This window comes from Pontibacter sp. T17 (assembly GCF_057219875.1).
In genome coordinates this window covers 1,450,382-1,466,963 of the sequence record NZ_JBXVVW010000001.1, presented here as the reverse complement: position 1 = coordinate 1,466,963, position 16,582 = coordinate 1,450,382, and the positions used below count along the sequence as shown (strand labels likewise).

14 protein-coding genes are annotated in these 16,582 nt (G+C 55.8%); 6 read left to right on the top strand and 8 right to left on the bottom strand.

Going from position 1 to position 16,582, the window contains the following annotated elements; translation table 11 throughout:
• Positions 1-19: 19 nt before the first annotated feature.
• Complete coding sequence (locus AC2D8O_RS06480) at positions 20-490, bottom strand: redoxin domain-containing protein (protein WP_484677982.1); 471 nt, start codon at positions 488-490, stop codon at positions 20-22.
• A gap of 118 nt (positions 491-608) precedes the next feature.
• On the opposite strand from AC2D8O_RS06480, the gene AC2D8O_RS06475 reads away from it, so the two are divergent.
• On the top strand, positions 609-881 hold the full coding sequence (locus AC2D8O_RS06475) for a DUF2798 domain-containing protein (protein WP_484677981.1): 273 nt from the start codon (positions 609-611) through the stop codon (positions 879-881).
• 18 nt (positions 882-899) lie between these two features.
• The gene (locus AC2D8O_RS06470; RefSeq protein WP_484677980.1) at positions 900-1,292 is read left to right on the top strand and encodes a nuclear transport factor 2 family protein; all 393 of its coding nucleotides are present in this window, start codon (positions 900-902) and stop codon (positions 1,290-1,292) included.
• A gap of 78 nt (positions 1,293-1,370) precedes the next feature.
• Here the strand turns inward: AC2D8O_RS06470 and rplT are convergent, their stop codons facing one another.
• The 5 genes from rplT to secDF all read right to left on the bottom strand — a co-directional run bounded on the left by rplT (position 1,371) and on the right by secDF (position 7,715).
• Positions 1,371-1,733: a 50S ribosomal protein L20 gene (gene rplT, locus AC2D8O_RS06465; protein WP_484677979.1), complete on the bottom strand. Its 363-nt coding sequence runs from the start codon at positions 1,731-1,733 to the stop codon at positions 1,371-1,373.
• Positions 1,734-1,766: 33 nt separating this feature from the next.
• Positions 1,767-2,051, bottom strand: coding sequence for a 50S ribosomal protein L35 (gene rpmI / locus AC2D8O_RS06460; RefSeq protein WP_484677978.1), 285 nt, complete (start codon positions 2,049-2,051; stop codon positions 1,767-1,769).
• Between the two features lie 92 nt (positions 2,052-2,143).
• Complete coding sequence (gene infC / locus AC2D8O_RS06455; protein WP_484677977.1) at positions 2,144-2,695, bottom strand: translation initiation factor IF-3; 552 nt, start codon at positions 2,693-2,695, stop codon at positions 2,144-2,146.
• Between the two features lie 29 nt (positions 2,696-2,724).
• Positions 2,725-4,683: a threonine--tRNA ligase gene (gene thrS / locus AC2D8O_RS06450; RefSeq protein ID WP_484677976.1), complete on the bottom strand. Its 1,959-nt coding sequence runs from the start codon at positions 4,681-4,683 to the stop codon at positions 2,725-2,727.
• Between the two features lie 98 nt (positions 4,684-4,781).
• Positions 4,782-7,715, bottom strand: a complete 2,934-nt coding sequence (secDF, locus tag AC2D8O_RS06445; protein ID WP_484677975.1) for a protein translocase subunit SecDF — start codon at positions 7,713-7,715, stop codon at positions 4,782-4,784.
• 196 nt (positions 7,716-7,911) lie between these two features.
• Between secDF and AC2D8O_RS06440 the strand changes: the two genes are divergently transcribed.
• Both AC2D8O_RS06440 and aroC read left to right on the top strand, forming a co-directional pair.
• The gene (locus AC2D8O_RS06440; RefSeq protein ID WP_484677974.1) at positions 7,912-8,325 is read left to right on the top strand and encodes an EVE domain-containing protein; all 414 of its coding nucleotides are present in this window, start codon (positions 7,912-7,914) and stop codon (positions 8,323-8,325) included.
• Positions 8,326-8,330: 5 nt separating this feature from the next.
• Entirely contained in the window at positions 8,331-9,416 is a 1,086-nt protein-coding gene (gene aroC / locus AC2D8O_RS06435) for a chorismate synthase (RefSeq protein ID WP_484677973.1), read from the top strand.
• Positions 9,417-9,454: 38 nt separating this feature from the next.
• On the opposite strand, the gene AC2D8O_RS06430 is transcribed toward aroC, so the two are convergent.
• Both AC2D8O_RS06430 and AC2D8O_RS06425 read right to left on the bottom strand, forming a co-directional pair.
• Positions 9,455-10,927: a RagB/SusD family nutrient uptake outer membrane protein gene (locus AC2D8O_RS06430; protein WP_484677972.1), complete on the bottom strand. Its 1,473-nt coding sequence runs from the start codon at positions 10,925-10,927 to the stop codon at positions 9,455-9,457.
• Between the two features lie 5 nt (positions 10,928-10,932).
• The gene (locus tag AC2D8O_RS06425; RefSeq protein ID WP_484677971.1) at positions 10,933-14,142 is read right to left on the bottom strand and encodes a SusC/RagA family TonB-linked outer membrane protein; all 3,210 of its coding nucleotides are present in this window, start codon (positions 14,140-14,142) and stop codon (positions 10,933-10,935) included.
• Between the two features lie 235 nt (positions 14,143-14,377).
• Here AC2D8O_RS06425 and AC2D8O_RS06420 point away from each other — a divergent pair, with 235 nt between their 5' ends.
• Both AC2D8O_RS06420 and AC2D8O_RS06415 read left to right on the top strand, forming a co-directional pair.
• A complete protein-coding gene (locus tag AC2D8O_RS06420) occupies positions 14,378-15,685 on the top strand; it encodes a pyruvate dehydrogenase complex dihydrolipoamide acetyltransferase (protein ID WP_484677970.1) in 1,308 nt (435 codons plus the stop codon).
• A gap of 114 nt (positions 15,686-15,799) precedes the next feature.
• Positions 15,800-16,570 carry an alpha/beta fold hydrolase gene (locus tag AC2D8O_RS06415; protein ID WP_484677969.1) on the top strand — a complete coding sequence of 257 codons (771 nt, stop codon included), beginning with the start codon at positions 15,800-15,802 and terminating at the stop codon, positions 16,568-16,570.
• The last annotated feature ends 12 nt before the right edge of the window (positions 16,571-16,582 follow it).

The following is a 16,582-nucleotide window of genomic DNA, read 5'->3' as shown; positions in this document are numbered from 1 at the left end:
GAGGTTTCGTAAAAAAGACTCAGGACATTTTGGCGACGGTGGCCTTCACGGCGTCGAGGTCGGGCATATTACCAGCATTCTCAAGTACTTCGGCATGCGCGATCTTACCGTCTTTATCTACGACGAAGGCTGCGCGTTTGCTGACACCCTTGAGGCCGAGGACGAAGTCGGTGTAGAGGGCGCCGTACTGGTCGGAGACGGTGCGGTTGAAGTCGGACAGGAGGGGGAAGTTCAGCTTCTGCTCTTCTTTGAACTTGGCGAGGGTGAAGGGGCTGTCTACACTGATGCCAATCACCTGGCCGCCAGCGGCGTTGTAGGCAGCGAGGCTGTCACGAACAGAGCAGAGCTCGGCGGTGCAGACGCTGGTAAACGCGAGGGGGAAGAACAGCAGGGTGACGGGCTTGCCGCGGAAGTCGCTAAGCTTCATTTCCTTCTTCTCGTCAGAAACGAGGGTGAAGTCGGGGGCGAGATCGCCGATGGAAAGTGCCATAGTGAGATGAAAGTATAATTCGTGTTAACTGTGGCCGAAAGTAAACGGTTCACTGGGCAGGGGCCAAACTTTTTGCCTGGAGGGCAGGTTGTGAAAGTCGATTCTTACTCACACAACCATGAATGAAGTCACGAGCCCGAAGAAGGGTTTTATGGGAATCCGGGACAGAGACGTGCTGTTCCGGCTGTTTTTTGTGCTGCTGATGTGCTTGATCATGAGCGGGGCGATATCACTGGCGAACCTGATGATTCGGAACGGCGTGTCGCTGCCGACGCTGATGTTGTGGCCGAAAGCTTGGGCCCTGGGTTTTGTGGTGGCCTTCCCGGTAGCATGGACTGTAGTGCCTTTTGCCCGAAAAGTAGCTGGGGCGCTTACAGATCGATACCTTTGAACCACAACCAAACCAACCATGACACCGCAAGAGACTATTGAAGCGCTATATCAGCGCTTTGCTGCCCGAGACAACGAAGCCATACGCGCACTGTTTGCCAATGACATCGTGTGGAAACAGATGGAAGGCTTTCCGAACGGTGGAGTATACCACGGAGCTGACGCCATTTTCGAGGGCGTATTTCAAGGCTTCCGGGAACACTGGAGTGCCTGGCGCGCCGATGTGGACAGCTATGTGACGCAAGGACACAAAGTGATAGCCCTTGGGGCCTACAATGGCACTTACGCCACAACAGGCCGTACGATTTCGGCGCGATTTGCCCACCTGTATGAAGTGCACGATGGCAAAGTGACCCGCTTTGAGCAGTTCACGGATACGGCCCTGATTGCCTGGGCAATGGGCCGTGCTTGAGGAAATCAGACCCATGAAAACGAGAAAGGCTCCGCATAGCGGAGCCTTTCTCGTAGATCGTACCGAAGGGACTAACCCTTAGGCAGCCTTTGCAACAGCCGCTTTGGCTTGGGCGACTACAGCGTTGAAAGCCTCGGGAGCATTCATGGCCATATCGGCGAGAGCCTTGCGGTTAAGGGTGATGCCGGCGCGGTGAAGGCCGCTGATGAAGACAGAATAGCTGATACCGTTCATGCGGCAGGCAGCGTTGATACGCTGAATCCAGAGTGAGCGGTAATCGCGCTTCTTGACCTTACGGCCAACGTAAGCGTAAGCCAGACCTTTCTCAACCTGGTTTTTGGCGACGGTCCAGACATTCTTTTTCTTGCCCCAGTAGCCTTTGGCAAGCTTGAGCACCTTTTTGCGGCGGGCGCGGGAAGCGACGTTGTTAACGGAGCGCATGGCGTTTTCGGCTTAAGCGATTGGTGAGTGGGGTTACTTGGCTTCGGCCGCTGCGATTTCAGCTTGCAGGGCTTCGAACTCAGCCATGTCCAGATAGATAACGATGGGACCGCGCTTGGGGCGACGGGTCTTCATCATGGTGCGAACCTGTTCGAAGTTCTGAGGACCTACAACAGAGTCGATGTTCAAGTGACGCTTGCGCTTGGTGCCCTTCTTGGTAAGGATGTGACGCATGCCAGTGCGCTTGTGCTTGAACATGCCCGATGCGGTTACCTTGAAGCGCTTCTTGGCGCCCGAATGCGTTTTTACTTTCGGCATGGCCTTGTAATCCGTATAAATGGGAGGGCAAAGATAGGAAACATCCCGGAGGTACCAAAACCGCCAGGATGTTTTTTAAAAAAGTTGTCCGATTACTTTTTCGGAATGAGGATGAGGAACATGCGCTTTCCTTCGAGCTTGGGTTCAAGTTCGATTTTGGCGAGTTCAGCGAGGGCTTCTGCAAAGGCGCGAAGGAGCTTTTCGCCGCGTTCCTTGTGTACGATGGAACGGCCGTGGAACACAACGTATGCTTTCACCTTGTTGCCTTCTTTGAGGAATTCCTCGGCATGGCGGAGCTTGAAGTTGAAATCGTGGTCGTCGGTGTTGGGACCAAAGCGGATTTCCTTGACGACTGTGACATGCGCCTTTGCCTTGGACTCCTTCTCTTTCTTCTTCTGCTCGTAGCGGAACTTGGAATACTCGATAATGCGGCAGACCGGGGGAACGGCCTGGGGCGCGATTTCAACAAGGTCTACCCCGCGCTGTTCTGCCATTGCCAGCGCACTGGCGAGCGATACCACGCCATTAGCGGCTTCTTCTTCTTCCCCGACCAAACGGACAGGGTCGGCAGTGATTTCCCGGTTGGTACGGTGGGGGTTCTGCTTGACAGGTGGACGACGGGGATAACGGGGGGGTAGACTCACTTTGAAACTCCAGGGGATTAATAAGCGAATTAACGCAAAGTTTTGCTATCAAGTATTGCCGCGCGAATAGTTGCCACGGCGTTTTCGGCAGGAAGGATGCCATGGTCTTCGCCACCGTGGCGTCGGAGGCTGGCCCCACCCTGCTCCTGCTCCTTCTCGCCGACGACGAGCATGAAGGGAAGCTTACGGACCTCGGCGTCGCGGATCTTGCGGGAAATCTTCTCGGAACGTTCGTCGAGTTCGCTGCGGATGCCCTCGAGTTCGAGCTTGAGGCGGAGTTCGCGGGCGTAGTCGAGGAACTTATCGGAGATGGGGAGCACGGTGGCCTGTACGGGTGCAAGCCAGAGGGGCAATTCGCCACCAGTGTGTTCGAGCAGCACGGCGATGAACCGCTCGAGGGATCCGAAAGGCGCACGGTGAATCATCACGGGGCGATGCTTCTGGTTGTCGGCACCGGTGTACTCGAGCTCGAAACGTTCGGGCAGGTTGTAGTCTATCTGCACGGTGCCAAGCTGCCACTTGCGGCCCAAGGCATCGCGGACCATGAAATCCAGCTTAGGGCCATAGAATGCAGCTTCCCCTTCCTCTTCCACCGCTGGCAAACCTTTTTCCTTGCAGGCTTCGCGAATGGCATTCTCGGCGGTGCGCCACATTTCATCCGTGCCAAGATACTTCTCGCGGTTGGCGGGATCGTGGAGCGAAATCTGGGCGGTGAAATCCTTGAAGTCGAACAGCTTGAAGATGTGCAGCACGATATCGATGACGGAGAGAAACTCGGCCTTCACCTGCTCGTGGGTACAGAAAATATGGGCGTCGTCCTGGGTGAAGCCACGGACGCGGGTGAGGCCATGGAGTTCCCCACTCTGCTCATAGCGATACACGGTACCGAACTCGGCGAGCCGCAGGGGCAGATCGCGGTAACTGCGGGGCTTGCTCTTGTAGATCTCGCAGTGGTGGGGGCAGTTCATGGGCTTGAGCATGAACTCGCCCTCGGCCTCAGGAGTGCTGATGGGCTGGAAGCTGTCCTTGCCGTACTTGGCGAAGTGGCCCGAAGTGATGTAGAGGTCCTTCTTGGCGATGTGCGGCGTTACGACGGGCTGGTAGCCAGCACGTTTCTGAGTCAGGCGAAGGAACTGCTCGAGTTCTTCGCGCAGGGCGGTGCCTTTGGGCAGCCAGAGAGGCAGGCCCATGCCGACTTTCTCGGAGAAGGTGAAAAGCTCCATCTCCTTGCCGAGCTTGCGGTGGTCGCGCTTCTTGGCTTCTTCGAGGCGCTGGAGATACTCTTCCAGTTCGCTCTGCTTGGGGAAACTGATGGCGTACACACGCGTGAGCATGGGGCGGTTTTCATCGCCGCGCCAGTAGGCCCCTGCGGTGTTCATGATTTTCATGGCCTTGATGACCTTGCTGTTGGCCACGTGGGGCCCACGGCAGAGGTCAACGAAGTTGCCAGAATAGTAGAAGGTAATGTCGCCATCCTGGAGGTTCTCGATGAGCTCAAGCTTATAGGGGTTCTTACGCTCGGAGTAGAACTGGATGGCTTCGGCCTTCGAGACCGAGCGGCGCTCGAAGGTTTCGCCGGAGCGGGCGAGCTCAAGAAACTTCTGCTCGATCTTGGCGAAGTCGGGCTGCGAGAACGTAGTAGCGCCGAAATCGATGTCGTAGTAGAAGCCATTCTCGATGGGGGGGCCGATGGTGAGCTTGGCTTCGGGGTAATAGAACTCGATGGCTTCGGCGAGAATGTGAGCCGAGCTATGCCAGAAGGTGTTTTTGCCGTCGGCGTCGTCCCAGGTGAGGAGCTGCAGGGTGGCATCGGTGGTGATGGGTCGGCCGAGCTCAACGGTGGTGCCGTTGACTTTGGCGGCGAGGCAATTGCGTGCCAAGCCAGCACTGATGGACTCAGCAACCTGGAGGGGCGTAGTGCCAGAAGGCACCATACGCTTGCTGCCGTCGGGCAGCGTAATCTGGATTTCCGAAACGTTAACCTGCATGATGTAACACAAACATACGACGAGAAACGGCACCCTACTAAACAGAACATGCCGCGGCAGGGTGTGTGCCGCGGCATGCCGATACGGACAGCCGCCTATCAGACGGTAGTCTTGGCGCCCTTGCGGAAGCGGGCGAGGAGCATGTCGAGCGAGATAGGCGCAGCCAAGAGGATAGAGGTAAGCGTACCTACCACTACACCGAAGAACAGCGCCAGCATGAAGCCCTTGAGTACATCGCCACCGAAGAAGAACATTACCACAGTAGTGATGATGACCGTCGTGGGGGTGATGATGGTACGCGACAGGGTGTCGTTGAGGGCCTTGTTGTAATGTGCAGGGAGTGTCTCAGCTGTTTCCTTATGGCCTTCGGTGTTCTCGCGGATACGGTCAAACACAACCACGGTATCGTTGATGGTGTAACCCACGATGGTGAGGAGAGCAGCGATAAGGTCCTGGTTCACTTCAACCGAGAACGGCAGAGACTCTACCTGACCGAGCAGGGCAAAGAGGCCAAGTACAAAGAGTACGTTCAGCGCCAGCGCGATAACAGCACCCGTAGACATTGCCGTGTTGCGGAAACGCAGCAGGATGTAGAGGAAGATGGCGATGAGCGAGAAGACTACGGCGTACGTAGCACCGGTCTGGATATCGGAAGCGACAGCCGGTCCTACGGTTGTGCTGCGGAGCACTTTGGCACCAGAGAACTTGGCCAGGCCTTTCTCAAGGCGGCCCTGTACCTCTTCACCGGCTTCGGCGTTTGCGGCCATGAAGCCAGTGGTAACCATCAGCTGGTTGTTGGCACCGAGTGTCTTCACAACAGGCTGTTCGCCATCGAAGGCTGTCGTAAGCGATGCACGCACTTCGTCGATTGGCGCCTGCCCCTGGAACTCAACTACGTACTGACGACCACCGAGGAAGTCGACACCGAGTTTAAAGTTGAAGGCAGCGATTGCACCGATCGAGAGCACCGTAGCAACAGTGAAGACCACGTAGTAGCGCTTGCGATTGGTGATGAAGGGGACCTTCATGTGACGGAAGTACGCAGACACCTTGTGCGACCCGAAGTCCATGGTGGGATTGTCGGAGCGGTTGGCGTAGTACTCCATGATGAGACGGGTAATCACCAGGGCGCAGATCAGCGTGGTAGCGATACCAATCATCAGGGTCACAGCGAAGCCACGAATGGGGCCGCTACCAAAAACGAAGAGAATAACACCCGTAAGGAACGTGGTGATGTTGCCATCAACGATAGCGGAAAGCGCGTTGGAGAAGCCTGTTTCCAGGGCCGTGCGGAAGTTCCGGCCTGCTTCCATCTCTTCGCGAACACGTTCGTAGATCAGTACGTTGGCATCTACTGCCATTGCCATGGTAAGTACGATACCGGCGATACCAGGCAGGGTAAGTACCACATTGAAGGCACCCATCACGCCGAGGAGCATGAAGAGGTTGGCCACCAGCGCAAGCACAGCCACAAAGCCCGAGCCGCGGTAGTATGCAACCATGAACACCATTACGGCGAGGAAGCCTAGCACAAAGCTGAGCAGACCCTTGCTGATGGTATCGGCACCGAGGGAAGAACCAACGGTTTCTTCACCAGCAATACGAGCAGGTGCGGGCAGCTTACCAGCCTTGAGGATATTGGCAAGGTCGCGGGCTTCGTCTACGGTGAAGTTGCCCGAGATGGTAGAGGACCCTGTGGGGATGACACCGTTAACAGTCGGATAGGTATAAACGAGGTTATCGAGTACGACAGCAATAGACTTACCGATGTACTGCTCGGTCAGCCGCTTCCAGATTTGTGCCCCTTCGGGGTTCATCTTCATGGAAACGATGGGCTCTTTGCCATTCTGCTGGTCAAAGTCCTGCTCAGCATCGGCAATAACATCACCTGTGAGGGGGGCTTTGCCTTCGCGATTGGACTTGATGACAATCAGCGCAAGGGTCTTGGCGCCGTCACCTTCAGGCTTAGCCGTCCAGAGGAACTTCATGTCAGCAGGCAGAGACGCACGCACCTGGGGGTTTTCCAGGATGCGGTTCATCGCGGCCGTATCTACTACAGAGACGGCGCCGATAAGGGGCGAATTGGGCTGCTGTTCGTTAAATGAAGCGAACGTACCGAAGAAAGGATTCTCGCGACGGACTTTAGCCCGCTGGTTAGCGATGCTGGAGTCGGTCTGGGCTTTGTTGGAATCGGCACCAAGGACTTCGGCGAGGGTAGCCGCAGCTTTGGCGCTGTCTGCGTTTTCACCGGGCTTGACGGCTGGCTTGGCGGTATCCGCTGCCATTACAGGCGCAGCACCTGCCAGGCGCTTGGAGATTTCGTTGATACGACCGAGGTAAGCAGAAGCCTCCTGCGCGGTGTAAGTAGGCCAGAACTCCAGACGGGCAGTGCCACGGAGGAGACGACGTACACGCTCGGGGTCTTTGACACCGGGAAGCTCAATGAGGATGCGGCCGGTTCCAGGCTGAAGCTGGAGGTTGGGGCTGGCAACACCGAACTGGTCGATACGGAGGCGAAGGATCTTGAAGGTGCGATCGATGGCATCTTCGGTCTCTTTGCGGAGGAGGTCGGCAACTTCGCTGTCGGAGGCATTATAGCCGATTTTGTTCTTGCCAGCAAAGAAAGATGCCAGTCGGGCGTTGGGGTTGATTTCCTTGAGGGACGCAATGAAGAGGTCCACAAAGTTGTCCTGGCTGGAAGCCTTCTTCTGCACCGCCATACGCAGGGCCCGCTGGAGGGTGCTGTCCTGCGGATTCTGGGCAAGGCCTGAAACGACAGACTCCACTCCTACTTCCATGGTGATGAACATCCCACCCTGGAGGTCGAGGCCCAGAGAGAAGGAGTTATCTACGGCGGACTGATAGGTCTTGTTGTTGGCGTCGTCCTGCAGCCACTTGCTGCGCTGCTCGGGCGTCATGGCCGAGAGCTCGGCGTCCATCGACAGGCGGTTGACCGACCAGTAGATGTTGTAGCCGCAGATCAAGCTGAATATGACCAGCAGCGTTAGGAAAAAATTCTTGTTGCTTTTCATGCGTGCGTTGCAATGACCCTGAACCCAGTAGCGGGTTGACTTCCTCGGTTTTTACGTAATTTGAGGGCACAAATTTAGGGTTTTGGCCGGAGTTACAAAGGGGCGGGCGTGGGTTTTTGGAAAGAGCCAAATAGCCCACCTCGGGGCACCTATATACTGGCTAACGCGTTGACTTACAAACTAGGGATTATACCACATGGCATTCTGGCTGGTTAAACAGGAGCCCGATTCATACAGTTGGGATCAATTTGTGAAGGATGGCGCCACCGATTGGACCGGGGTGCGGAACTATCAGGCACGTAACAATCTACAGGCCATGCAAGTTGGCGACCTGGTGTTCTACTATCACTCAAACATAGGTTTGGAGGTAGTAGGCATTGCGCGTGTGACGAAGCCCGCTTTCCCCGACCCCACCACCGACGATTCGCGCTGGGTGTGTGTGGAGCTGGTGCCGGAAAAGCCGCTGACGAAATCTGTTACCCTGGCTCAAATGAAAGCGGATAGCCGCCTGAATGAGATTGGCCTGATTAAACAGGGACGACTTTCCGTAATGGGTCTCACAGAAGCGCAGGCAAAAGTGCTGTTGGAACTTTCCGAAACTCCCCTCTAAGGACGATGTCGAACACTTTTGGGCGGCACTTCCGCATAACCACCTTCGGCGAAAGCCATGGCCCAGCTGTGGGCGTTGTGGTAGATGGCTGCCCGGCAGGCGTAGCATTTGACCTGGAGTTCATCCAGACGCAGATGGCACGGCGTCGCCCTGGCCAAAGCCATATTACCACACGGCGCGATGAAGCTGACCAGGTGGAAGTATTGAGCGGGGTATTCGAAGGTCTGACAACGGGCATGCCTATTGCGCTGATGGTGCGCAACACCGATGCCCGCAGCCAAGACTACAGCCACCTGGCCAAAGCCTTTCGGCCGTCGCATGCTGACTATACATATCATGTAAAGTATGGCCACCGCGACTACCGCGGTGGCGGCCGCTCAAGTGCGCGGGAAACGCTGGCGCGCGTAGCAGGCGGGGCTGTGGCACAACTATTTCTGCGCAGCCGGACTGAGATTGACATCCGAGCGTGGGTGCACAGCGTGGGCACTATTTCCATGCCGAGCGAATGGCCCAATGTTGTAGCAGAAGCCGATATTGAGGCCACACCTGTTCGTTGCCCAGACCTTACACAGGCCGCAGCCATGATTGCCCGGATAGAGGAAGTGCGCAAAGCCGGCAACACGATTGGCGGAATAGTGCGTTGCCTGGTGACGGGAATGCCCAATGGGCTTGGAGAGCCTGTTTTCGACAAATTACACGCACGTCTCGGCGCGGCCATGCTGGGAATCAATGCCTGTAAGGGCTTCGAGATCGGCAGTGGGTTTGAGGGCAGCCAGTGGCTGGGCAGCCAGCACAACGACCTCTTGTACAACGATGCAGGGCTCATACGCACCCAGACCAATCACGCAGGCGGTGTGCTTGGCGGCATCAGCAATGGCGAAGCACTGCGCTTTGCAGCAGCCTTCAAGCCAGTAGCAACAATACTGCGCCCGCAACTGAGTGTGGACGCCGAAGGGAATGCAGTGGAATTGGCGGGAAAAGGCCGCCACGACCCGTGTGTGCTGCCGCGGGCCGTGCCCATCGTAGAGGCAATGACGGCGCTGGTGCTGGCGGATTTTGTGCTGCTGAAAACAAAACAGGGCCACTCATAGAGTGGCCCTGTTGGCATGCGTAGACTGCCTGCACCTGATTACTGCGGATTCTGCTGACAGGCAGGATTGCGGGTAATCTCGGAGTTGGCAATTGGCCAGATGTAACGCGTATCTGTAGGGGCCACCAGTGGCGTAAAGCCACCGATAGGATCATCCTTGGGTTGGAAAGACAGCCCCAGGCGACGGATGTCGTAGATCTGGAGGCCTTCGCCCAGGTGCTCAATCTTCTTTTCCAGGAGGATTGCATCGTAGAAGTCGTCCTGGGTAGCGAAGTCGGCAGCAGTATAATCCAATGGTGGGGCTGGATGAGGAGGATTAACCGCCCGACCACGTACTGCATTGAGCAGGGTTAGCGCGGTAGCATCAATGGTGCCAGACTTACGAGCAAGTGCTTCGGCATAGTTCAGGAGCACCTCCGGATAGCGAAGAACCGGAGCCCAGTTAATGGGAGGGTTGACGCTGGGGTACTTAATGAGCCAGGTAAGACCACCCGATGTGGTGAGCAGCGTGGTGCGACGAGCATCTCCAGCCAACCAACGGGCATCATTCACGAGTGTATCGGCGACAAAGTAGTCGCCAGCACCACCCAGTGCAGGAGGGTTGTAGAAACCTGGCAGGTGGTTCTGGGTGTTTGGCCCATCGTTGCTGGCGTGGGGAATCGAAAACAGAGTTTCCGAGTTGAACGTCGGCAGGGTTGTAATGGCAGCTACAAGCCTACGGCCACCGGGCGTAACCAGACCAGCGGGAGCCAAAATCTGGCCGTCAGCAATCACATCGTCCCAGCGATTCATGCTCATGTAGACACGCATGCGGAGTGCGCGTGCGGCATCTGTGGTAGCACGCTGTGCACTGGCGCTGGCGCTCCCATGACTCATGGGCAGGTTCGCTACGGCGAAATTCAAGTCGTCAAGGATCATGTCATAGCAAGCCTTGATAGAGCTTCTGGACCGTGGCTGAGGCACACCATTTTCGGGTTTGGTGTAAAGAATAACGCCAAGCTCGGTGTTAACATCGGCCGCAAGGTTATACGGCTTAGTGTAGAAGGTCATCAGGGTGAAGTAGGACAGCGCCCGGAGGAAGCGTGCCTCCGCACGGAACTGGGTAGACTTATCCGCGGGAACCCCAGCGCTGTTATCCAGCCCGGTAATGACCACATTCGCCCGGCCAATTGCCTGGTAGGCGGCAGTCCACACGTTTTCTACCTCGCTGCTGTTGGAGACACTGGTGAAACGGTAAACCGACAGCGCGGTTGAGCCGTTGTTGGTGACGTTCTCAAAAACATCCGACATGATGTCACCATAAAGCTGTACACGACCAGCGTAGAACTGGTTGTTCTGCACGCCGTCATATACGCTGATGAGGGCGGACTCGGCGCGGGTCGCATCCTGAAAAATGACTTTGTCATTGAGCGCGTTGATGGGTGCCTGGTCCAATATGCCATCACAGCCGGTAACGGTAGCAGCCACGAGCACCGCCCAGAGTGTGCTTTTGATTATGTTCTTGATAGCCATAGAACTCAGAAGGTGACGTTAAAGCCAAGAGTGAAAGAACGAGAGAGCGGCATCGAGTTCTGGTCCAGACCTCTTTCGATGGCGACGTCGCCATTTCGCTCGGCTTCGGGGTCTACGCCCCGGTAGCCAGTGATGAGGAAGAGATTCTGCGCCATGAAGTAGAAGCGTACGCTGGACAGCTTGACCTTCTGTACGAATGCAGTAGGCAGGGTATAGCCGAGGGTAAGATTCTGCATGCGGACGTAGTCGCCTTTCTCAAGGAAACGAGAGGTAGACTGACCGCCAGCAGAGAGGACGTTTGTGGCATAGGCCCCGGCAACCAGACGGGGCTCAGAGCCACCTTTGTTGTCGGGAGACCAGGCATTGAGCACGTCTGTGCCGTTGTTCCACCCGCTGTTGTTCATGAGGGTCTGGCGCGAGCCATTGAAAACATAGTTACCCCCGCTGAAACGGATAAGGAAGGAAAGATCGAAGCTGCCATACTTTACGGTGTTCTGCCAGCCGCCGAAATAGGTAGGCTGGGTACGGCCCATTACACGGCGGTCGGCAGCGTTGATGGCGGCTGCCAGATTACCATTCATATCGCGCCATGTAGCGGTGTAGGTATCCCACTGGACGAGCTGGTCATTGGCGCGGCGGTAGATGGGGTTGCCGTTTTCGGGATTCACGCCTTCGTAAGGCACGAGGAAGAACTGGGAAAACTCCCCACCAGCCCGCAGTATAAAGGGCCCAACCGCAGACGTACTGGAAGAAAAGATGTCATCATTCTTTTCATTCAGGTTAACCACCAGCGTCTGGAGGGTCGAGTAGTTGAGGGTAGACACCCAGGAGAACTTGCCCCTTTCGAGAATGGTCCCAGTGATTTCGAGCTCGATTCCCTGGTTGCGGATTTTACCGATGTTCTGGAAAATAACATTGCTGGGGATACCTGCCGAGGGAGGCATGAGGTTGGCGAGCACCAGCTCATCACTCTCTTTGCGATACCAGTCGAAACTGAGCGAAAAGCGATCGCCGAGGAAGCCCATGTTGATACCAAAATCGGTAACAAATGAGGTTTCCCATTTGAGGGTGCCGTTTGCCAGCTGGAGTGGAGCGAGACCACCATACGTGTTGTACAGCACACTCCCCCACTGTGAAAATGAAGTGTAGGCCCCTCCAGGTAGCGAAGCGTTACCGACACGGCTATAGCTGCCACGGAGTTTAAACTCGTTGAACCAACTGGAGAACGAAGCATTCTTCCAGAAGGCCTCTTCGCCTACACGCCAGCCACCAGATACACCGAAGAAGGTACCCCAACGTGAGTTCACGGGGAGGTTAGAAAGTCCGTCTCGACGGAGTGAAGCTGCAAGGATGTATTTATCGGCGTATGTGTAGTTGAGCGTACCGAAATACGATACAACAGCCTGGCGGGAATTGGAACTGGTAGCGGCAGGCGTACGGAAGGCACTTGAGCCGAGGTTGACGTAGAAAGGATCTGTTACGTCAGAGCCGGAGGCGTTAACCTGAGCATAAGTGCGTTGGTAATGTTCTGAAAAGAAGCCAATGTCAACCCGGTGTTTTTCAGCAATGATACGCCCATAGCGGATTGAGTTAGTCCACTGCCAGGTATCAAACAACGAGCTACGGCTGATAATGTAGCCATTGAGGAATTTGAAAACGCCGTGATATGGGTTGTTGTATTCATCAGACAGCACCGTATTCTGATCGAGGCCGTACTGCGAGCGAATGGAAAGCCCTGGAAGAGGGGTTATTTCCAGATAGCCATTCGCCACAATGCGGGCATCGCGGGTGTTGTATCGGTTGAAATTCCGGTCATAGTATGGGTGCGTCCATGGCTGGTTGAGAGCCGGGAGGACGTTGTTGCCATTTCCCACATTAAGACCATTTGAGCTGACATGCGGGGTTCCGTCGCTGTTGTAAGCGGGCACGTTGGGTTGGATCGCCCAAGCCATACGCGCCGCATTGGCGGTAGCAGTAACCGTACCGGGGGATATAGCAATGAAATTACCCTGGTTGTAGATGCTGGCATAACTGGCAGCGAAACCCGTTTTGAGCCAATTGTTCAGCTTGTGGTCGAGGTTCAAACGGGCTGCGTTACGGCGAAAGAGGGTCGTCTGAATAATGCCAGACTGTTCGCCTGTTGTAAAGGCCGCATAGTAAGTGGTGTTACCGCCCTTGGCTGCGCCCGAAATGGTGAGGGTGTGGTTCTGTCCGAAGCCGTTCTGGAAAAACTCTTTAGACCAGTCGGTGTCTACAAGACGGCCGTTGATGTCGTAAGAAGGCTTAGCAGGCTCCGTCACGGCACCCGGCGTGTTTTTCCAGCGCTGGTTGGTAATGCGCATGTATTGCTCGGCATTGAGGACTTCCATTTTGCGTGCAATCCGCTCGGTAGAGAACCAGCTTTCAAAGGAGACCTGAGCAGCCCCCTCTTTACCACGCTTGGTGGTGATTACCACCACCCCGTTGGCAGCACGAGAACCGTACTGGGCCGCCTCAGCGCCATCTTTCACGAAGTAGATGGTCTCGATATCCGCGGGGTTGATTCCACCCAGTGCATTATTGGGGAGGAAGCGGTTACCGGAAATGTTACCGTTTTCGATGATTACGCCGTCAACAACGATGAGTGGGCCTACCCCACCGTTAACGGAAGCCGTACCGCGGATACGAATAACCGGAGGTGAGTTAAGACCCGGAGCGGCAGAAATCATGACGCCGGAGGCGCGTCCTGCGAGGGCCTGGTCGAAGCTTTGAACGGGCTGGTTGCGGATGGCAGACCCGCTGACGAGCGCGCCTGAGCCTGTAGACAGTTTCTTCTCAGTGGTGAGATAGCCTGTTACAATCACAGTCTCCAACTGGTTGTCATCCATCTGGAGTGTGATGTTGAAGGAATTGGCCGTTGCCGCGACGTTAACGTCTTTATAGTTGACGTAGCTGAAGCGGAGCAGATACTGTGCGGGATTGTCGACAGAGACTGCAAATGCGCCCTCCGAATTGGTGTAAGTGCCCCCAACAATCTGTCCGCTAGCTTTGTTGACCACTGAAACAGAAGCTCCGATGAGCGGCTGACCATCAGAGTCGAGCACCTTACCGGAAATCTGTCGAACAGGATCAGTCTGGGTTGTAGCCTGTTGGTCCCTGTTTCTGTAATCGCTTTGCGCGAATAGACTTGGAGAAACCAACGAGCACACCACGAGAGTTGTAAATAGTCTTCTCATAGGCGATGTGAAGCGTTAATTAAGACTCCAAAATTGAACCAACAGATTGTTAAGTATTCAAAATCAGCAAAAAAGTCTATTTCATACAAGCGATAAAATAAGTAACAAATGGACACAGGGAGAAAGAACTAGTAGAGGGAAAGATGCCGCTGGATAGCGGCTTTTCTGTTAGATTTGCGGCTCATCAACCAGCCGGGGTTTCTGGCTGTACCATCCAACGCATCAACTCACCCGCATGGCAGAGATCATTGAAATGCCGAAGATGAGCGACACGATGACCGAAGGTGTCCTCGTAAACTGGCTCAAGAAGGAAGGCGACGCGGTAAAATCTGGCGAGATATTGGCCGAGGTGGAAACCGACAAGGCCACGATGGAGCTGGAGTCGTACTTCAACGGCACCCTTCTCCATATTGCCGCAGCCGCTGGCAGTTCTGTGCCCGTAGGCGCGCTGATTGCCATCGTAGGCAAGCCCGGCGAAGATGTATCCGGCATTATTGCCCAATACAAGAACAAAGGCGCTGGGGCTGCACCCGCAGTGGCGCCCGCAGCTGAACCCGTTGCAACGCCCGTGGTGACGGCTCCTGTGGCGACGAGTACCCCTGCTGCCCCTGTTCGGATGCCCGAGCCTACGAATCTGGCTCCGGGTGCGCTTTCGCCGCGGTCGGGTTATGCTCCTATTCTCGATGCGGTAACAACGAGCAAGGTATCGGCCTCACCGCTGGCCCGAGTGATTGCAGCCGAGAAAGGTATAGACCTGAAGCAGGTGCAGGGCACTGGCGAAAACGGCCGCATCGTAAAGAAGGACCTGGAAAACGCCAAGGCCGCACCCGCTGCCAAAGGCGCAACAGCACCCGTCGCTGCCCAGTATGAGGAAGTAGTAGTGTCGCAGATGCGCAAGACGATTGCCCGCCGCCTGGGTGAGAGCAAGTTCAGTGCGCCGCACTTCTACCTGACGATGCCGATCCATATGGACAAGGCCGCCGCGTTCCGCAAAATGCTGAACGAGGAAGAAAAGGACGTAAAGATCTCCTTCAACGACATCGTGGTAAAAGCCTGTGCCGTAGCGCTGCGCAAGCACCCAAAGGTTAATTCGAGCTGGCTCGGCGACACCATCCGTTTCCACAAGCAGGTGAACGTGGGTGTAGCCGTTGCCGTAGAAGAAGGCTTGCTGGTGCCAGTTATTCGTAACGCCGATGCCAAGGGCCTGAAGGAGATTTCACTGGAAACCCGCGACCTGGCTGGCAAAGCACGCAACAAACAGCTGCAGCCCAGCGACTGGGAAGGCAACACCTTCACGATCAGCAATTTGGGGATGTATGGCATTGAGGAGTTCACGGCCATCATCAATCCGCCGGATGCATGCATTCTGGCTGTAGGAGCCATCATCGAACAGCCGGTAGTTGTGGATGGCGCCATCCGTGTGGGCCAGGTAATGCGCGTAACGCTTTCGTGCGACCACCGCGTAGTAGACGGCGCCGTAGGATCGGAATTCCTGCAGACGCTTAAGTACCTGCTGGAAAATCCAATGCGGATGCTGCTCTGATACTGCCCTTAACACAACATAAACAGCCAGCCCGCAAGGAGACTGGCTGTTTTCGCTTGAGTGGCCGACAAAAGTCTAGGCAGACCAAGCCGGAAATTGCGAACTTTGCACCCGATGGAACTCACAATACGGCATGATGGCGGGTTTGACTACATCCGGGAGGGCACTGGCCCCAACCTGCTGCTGCTGCATGGTCTTTTTGGTGCGCTGAGCAACTGGAACGACATGCTGGACGCATTCTCGGACCGTTACACAGTGCTGATACCGCTGCTGCCCATCTACACGCCGACGCGCCGAGATGCGACGCTGGATGGCCTGGTGCAATTTGTGCACGAGTTTGTAGAGCACATGAAACTGAGCGACATGACCGTAGTGGGCAACTCGCTGGGTGGGCACCTGGCCATGATGTATGCACTGGCACACCCCGACAAAGTGAAGTCGCTACTGTTGACGGGCAGCTCGGGCTTGTTTGAAGCAGGTATGGGAGTTGGCTTCGTACGGCGTGGCGACCGGAGTTTCATCCGCGAGCGGATAGAATTTACCTTCTGGGATCCCAAGACGGCCTCGGAAGATCTGGTGAACGAGGTGTTTGACATCGTGAACAACCGGCTGGCGGCCATGCGCATTCTGAACATTGCGCGGGAAGCCCAGCGGATGAACATGGCGCACCAGATGCCAAAGCTGAAGATGAAGACCTGCCTCATTTGGGGGCTGAACGACAATATCACGCCGCCATATGTTGCGCATGAATTCAGAAAGCTGATTCCGCACGCCGAACTGCACTTCATAGACCACTGCGGGCACGCTGCGATGATGGAGCAACCGAGTGTGTTCAATGTGATTGCGCGGGAATTTCTGGACCGCCAACATGGGTTAACAAACTAAACCTTCGACCGA

What these genes read in the sequence shown, in the direction of transcription:
- rplT (WP_484677979.1), bottom strand. Translation starts at nt 1,733, where the DNA reads ATGCGCTCCGTTAACAACGTCGCTTCCCGCGCCCGCCGCAAAAAGGTG.
- AC2D8O_RS06470 (WP_484677980.1), top strand. Translation starts at nt 900, where the DNA reads ATGACACCGCAAGAGACTATTGAAGCGCTATATCAGCGCTTTGCTGCC.
- aroC (WP_484677973.1), top strand. Translation starts at nt 8,331, where the DNA reads ATGTCGAACACTTTTGGGCGGCACTTCCGCATAACCACCTTCGGCGAA.
- AC2D8O_RS06480 (WP_484677982.1), bottom strand. Translation starts at nt 490, where the DNA reads ATGGCACTTTCCATCGGCGATCTCGCCCCCGACTTCACCCTCGTTTCT.
- AC2D8O_RS06425 (WP_484677971.1), bottom strand. Translation starts at nt 14,142, where the DNA reads ATGAGAAGACTATTTACAACTCTCGTGGTGTGCTCGTTGGTTTCTCCA.
- AC2D8O_RS06430 (WP_484677972.1), bottom strand. Translation starts at nt 10,927, where the DNA reads ATGGCTATCAAGAACATAATCAAAAGCACACTCTGGGCGGTGCTCGTG.
- AC2D8O_RS06420 (WP_484677970.1), top strand. Translation starts at nt 14,378, where the DNA reads ATGGCAGAGATCATTGAAATGCCGAAGATGAGCGACACGATGACCGAA.
- thrS (WP_484677976.1), bottom strand. Translation starts at nt 4,683, where the DNA reads ATGCAGGTTAACGTTTCGGAAATCCAGATTACGCTGCCCGACGGCAGC.
- AC2D8O_RS06475 (WP_484677981.1), top strand. Translation starts at nt 609, where the DNA reads ATGAATGAAGTCACGAGCCCGAAGAAGGGTTTTATGGGAATCCGGGAC.
- AC2D8O_RS06415 (WP_484677969.1), top strand. Translation starts at nt 15,800, where the DNA reads ATGGAACTCACAATACGGCATGATGGCGGGTTTGACTACATCCGGGAG.
- secDF (WP_484677975.1), bottom strand. Translation starts at nt 7,715, where the DNA reads ATGAAAAGCAACAAGAATTTTTTCCTAACGCTGCTGGTCATATTCAGC.
- AC2D8O_RS06440 (WP_484677974.1), top strand. Translation starts at nt 7,912, where the DNA reads ATGGCATTCTGGCTGGTTAAACAGGAGCCCGATTCATACAGTTGGGAT.
- rpmI (WP_484677978.1), bottom strand. Translation starts at nt 2,051, where the DNA reads ATGCCGAAAGTAAAAACGCATTCGGGCGCCAAGAAGCGCTTCAAGGTA.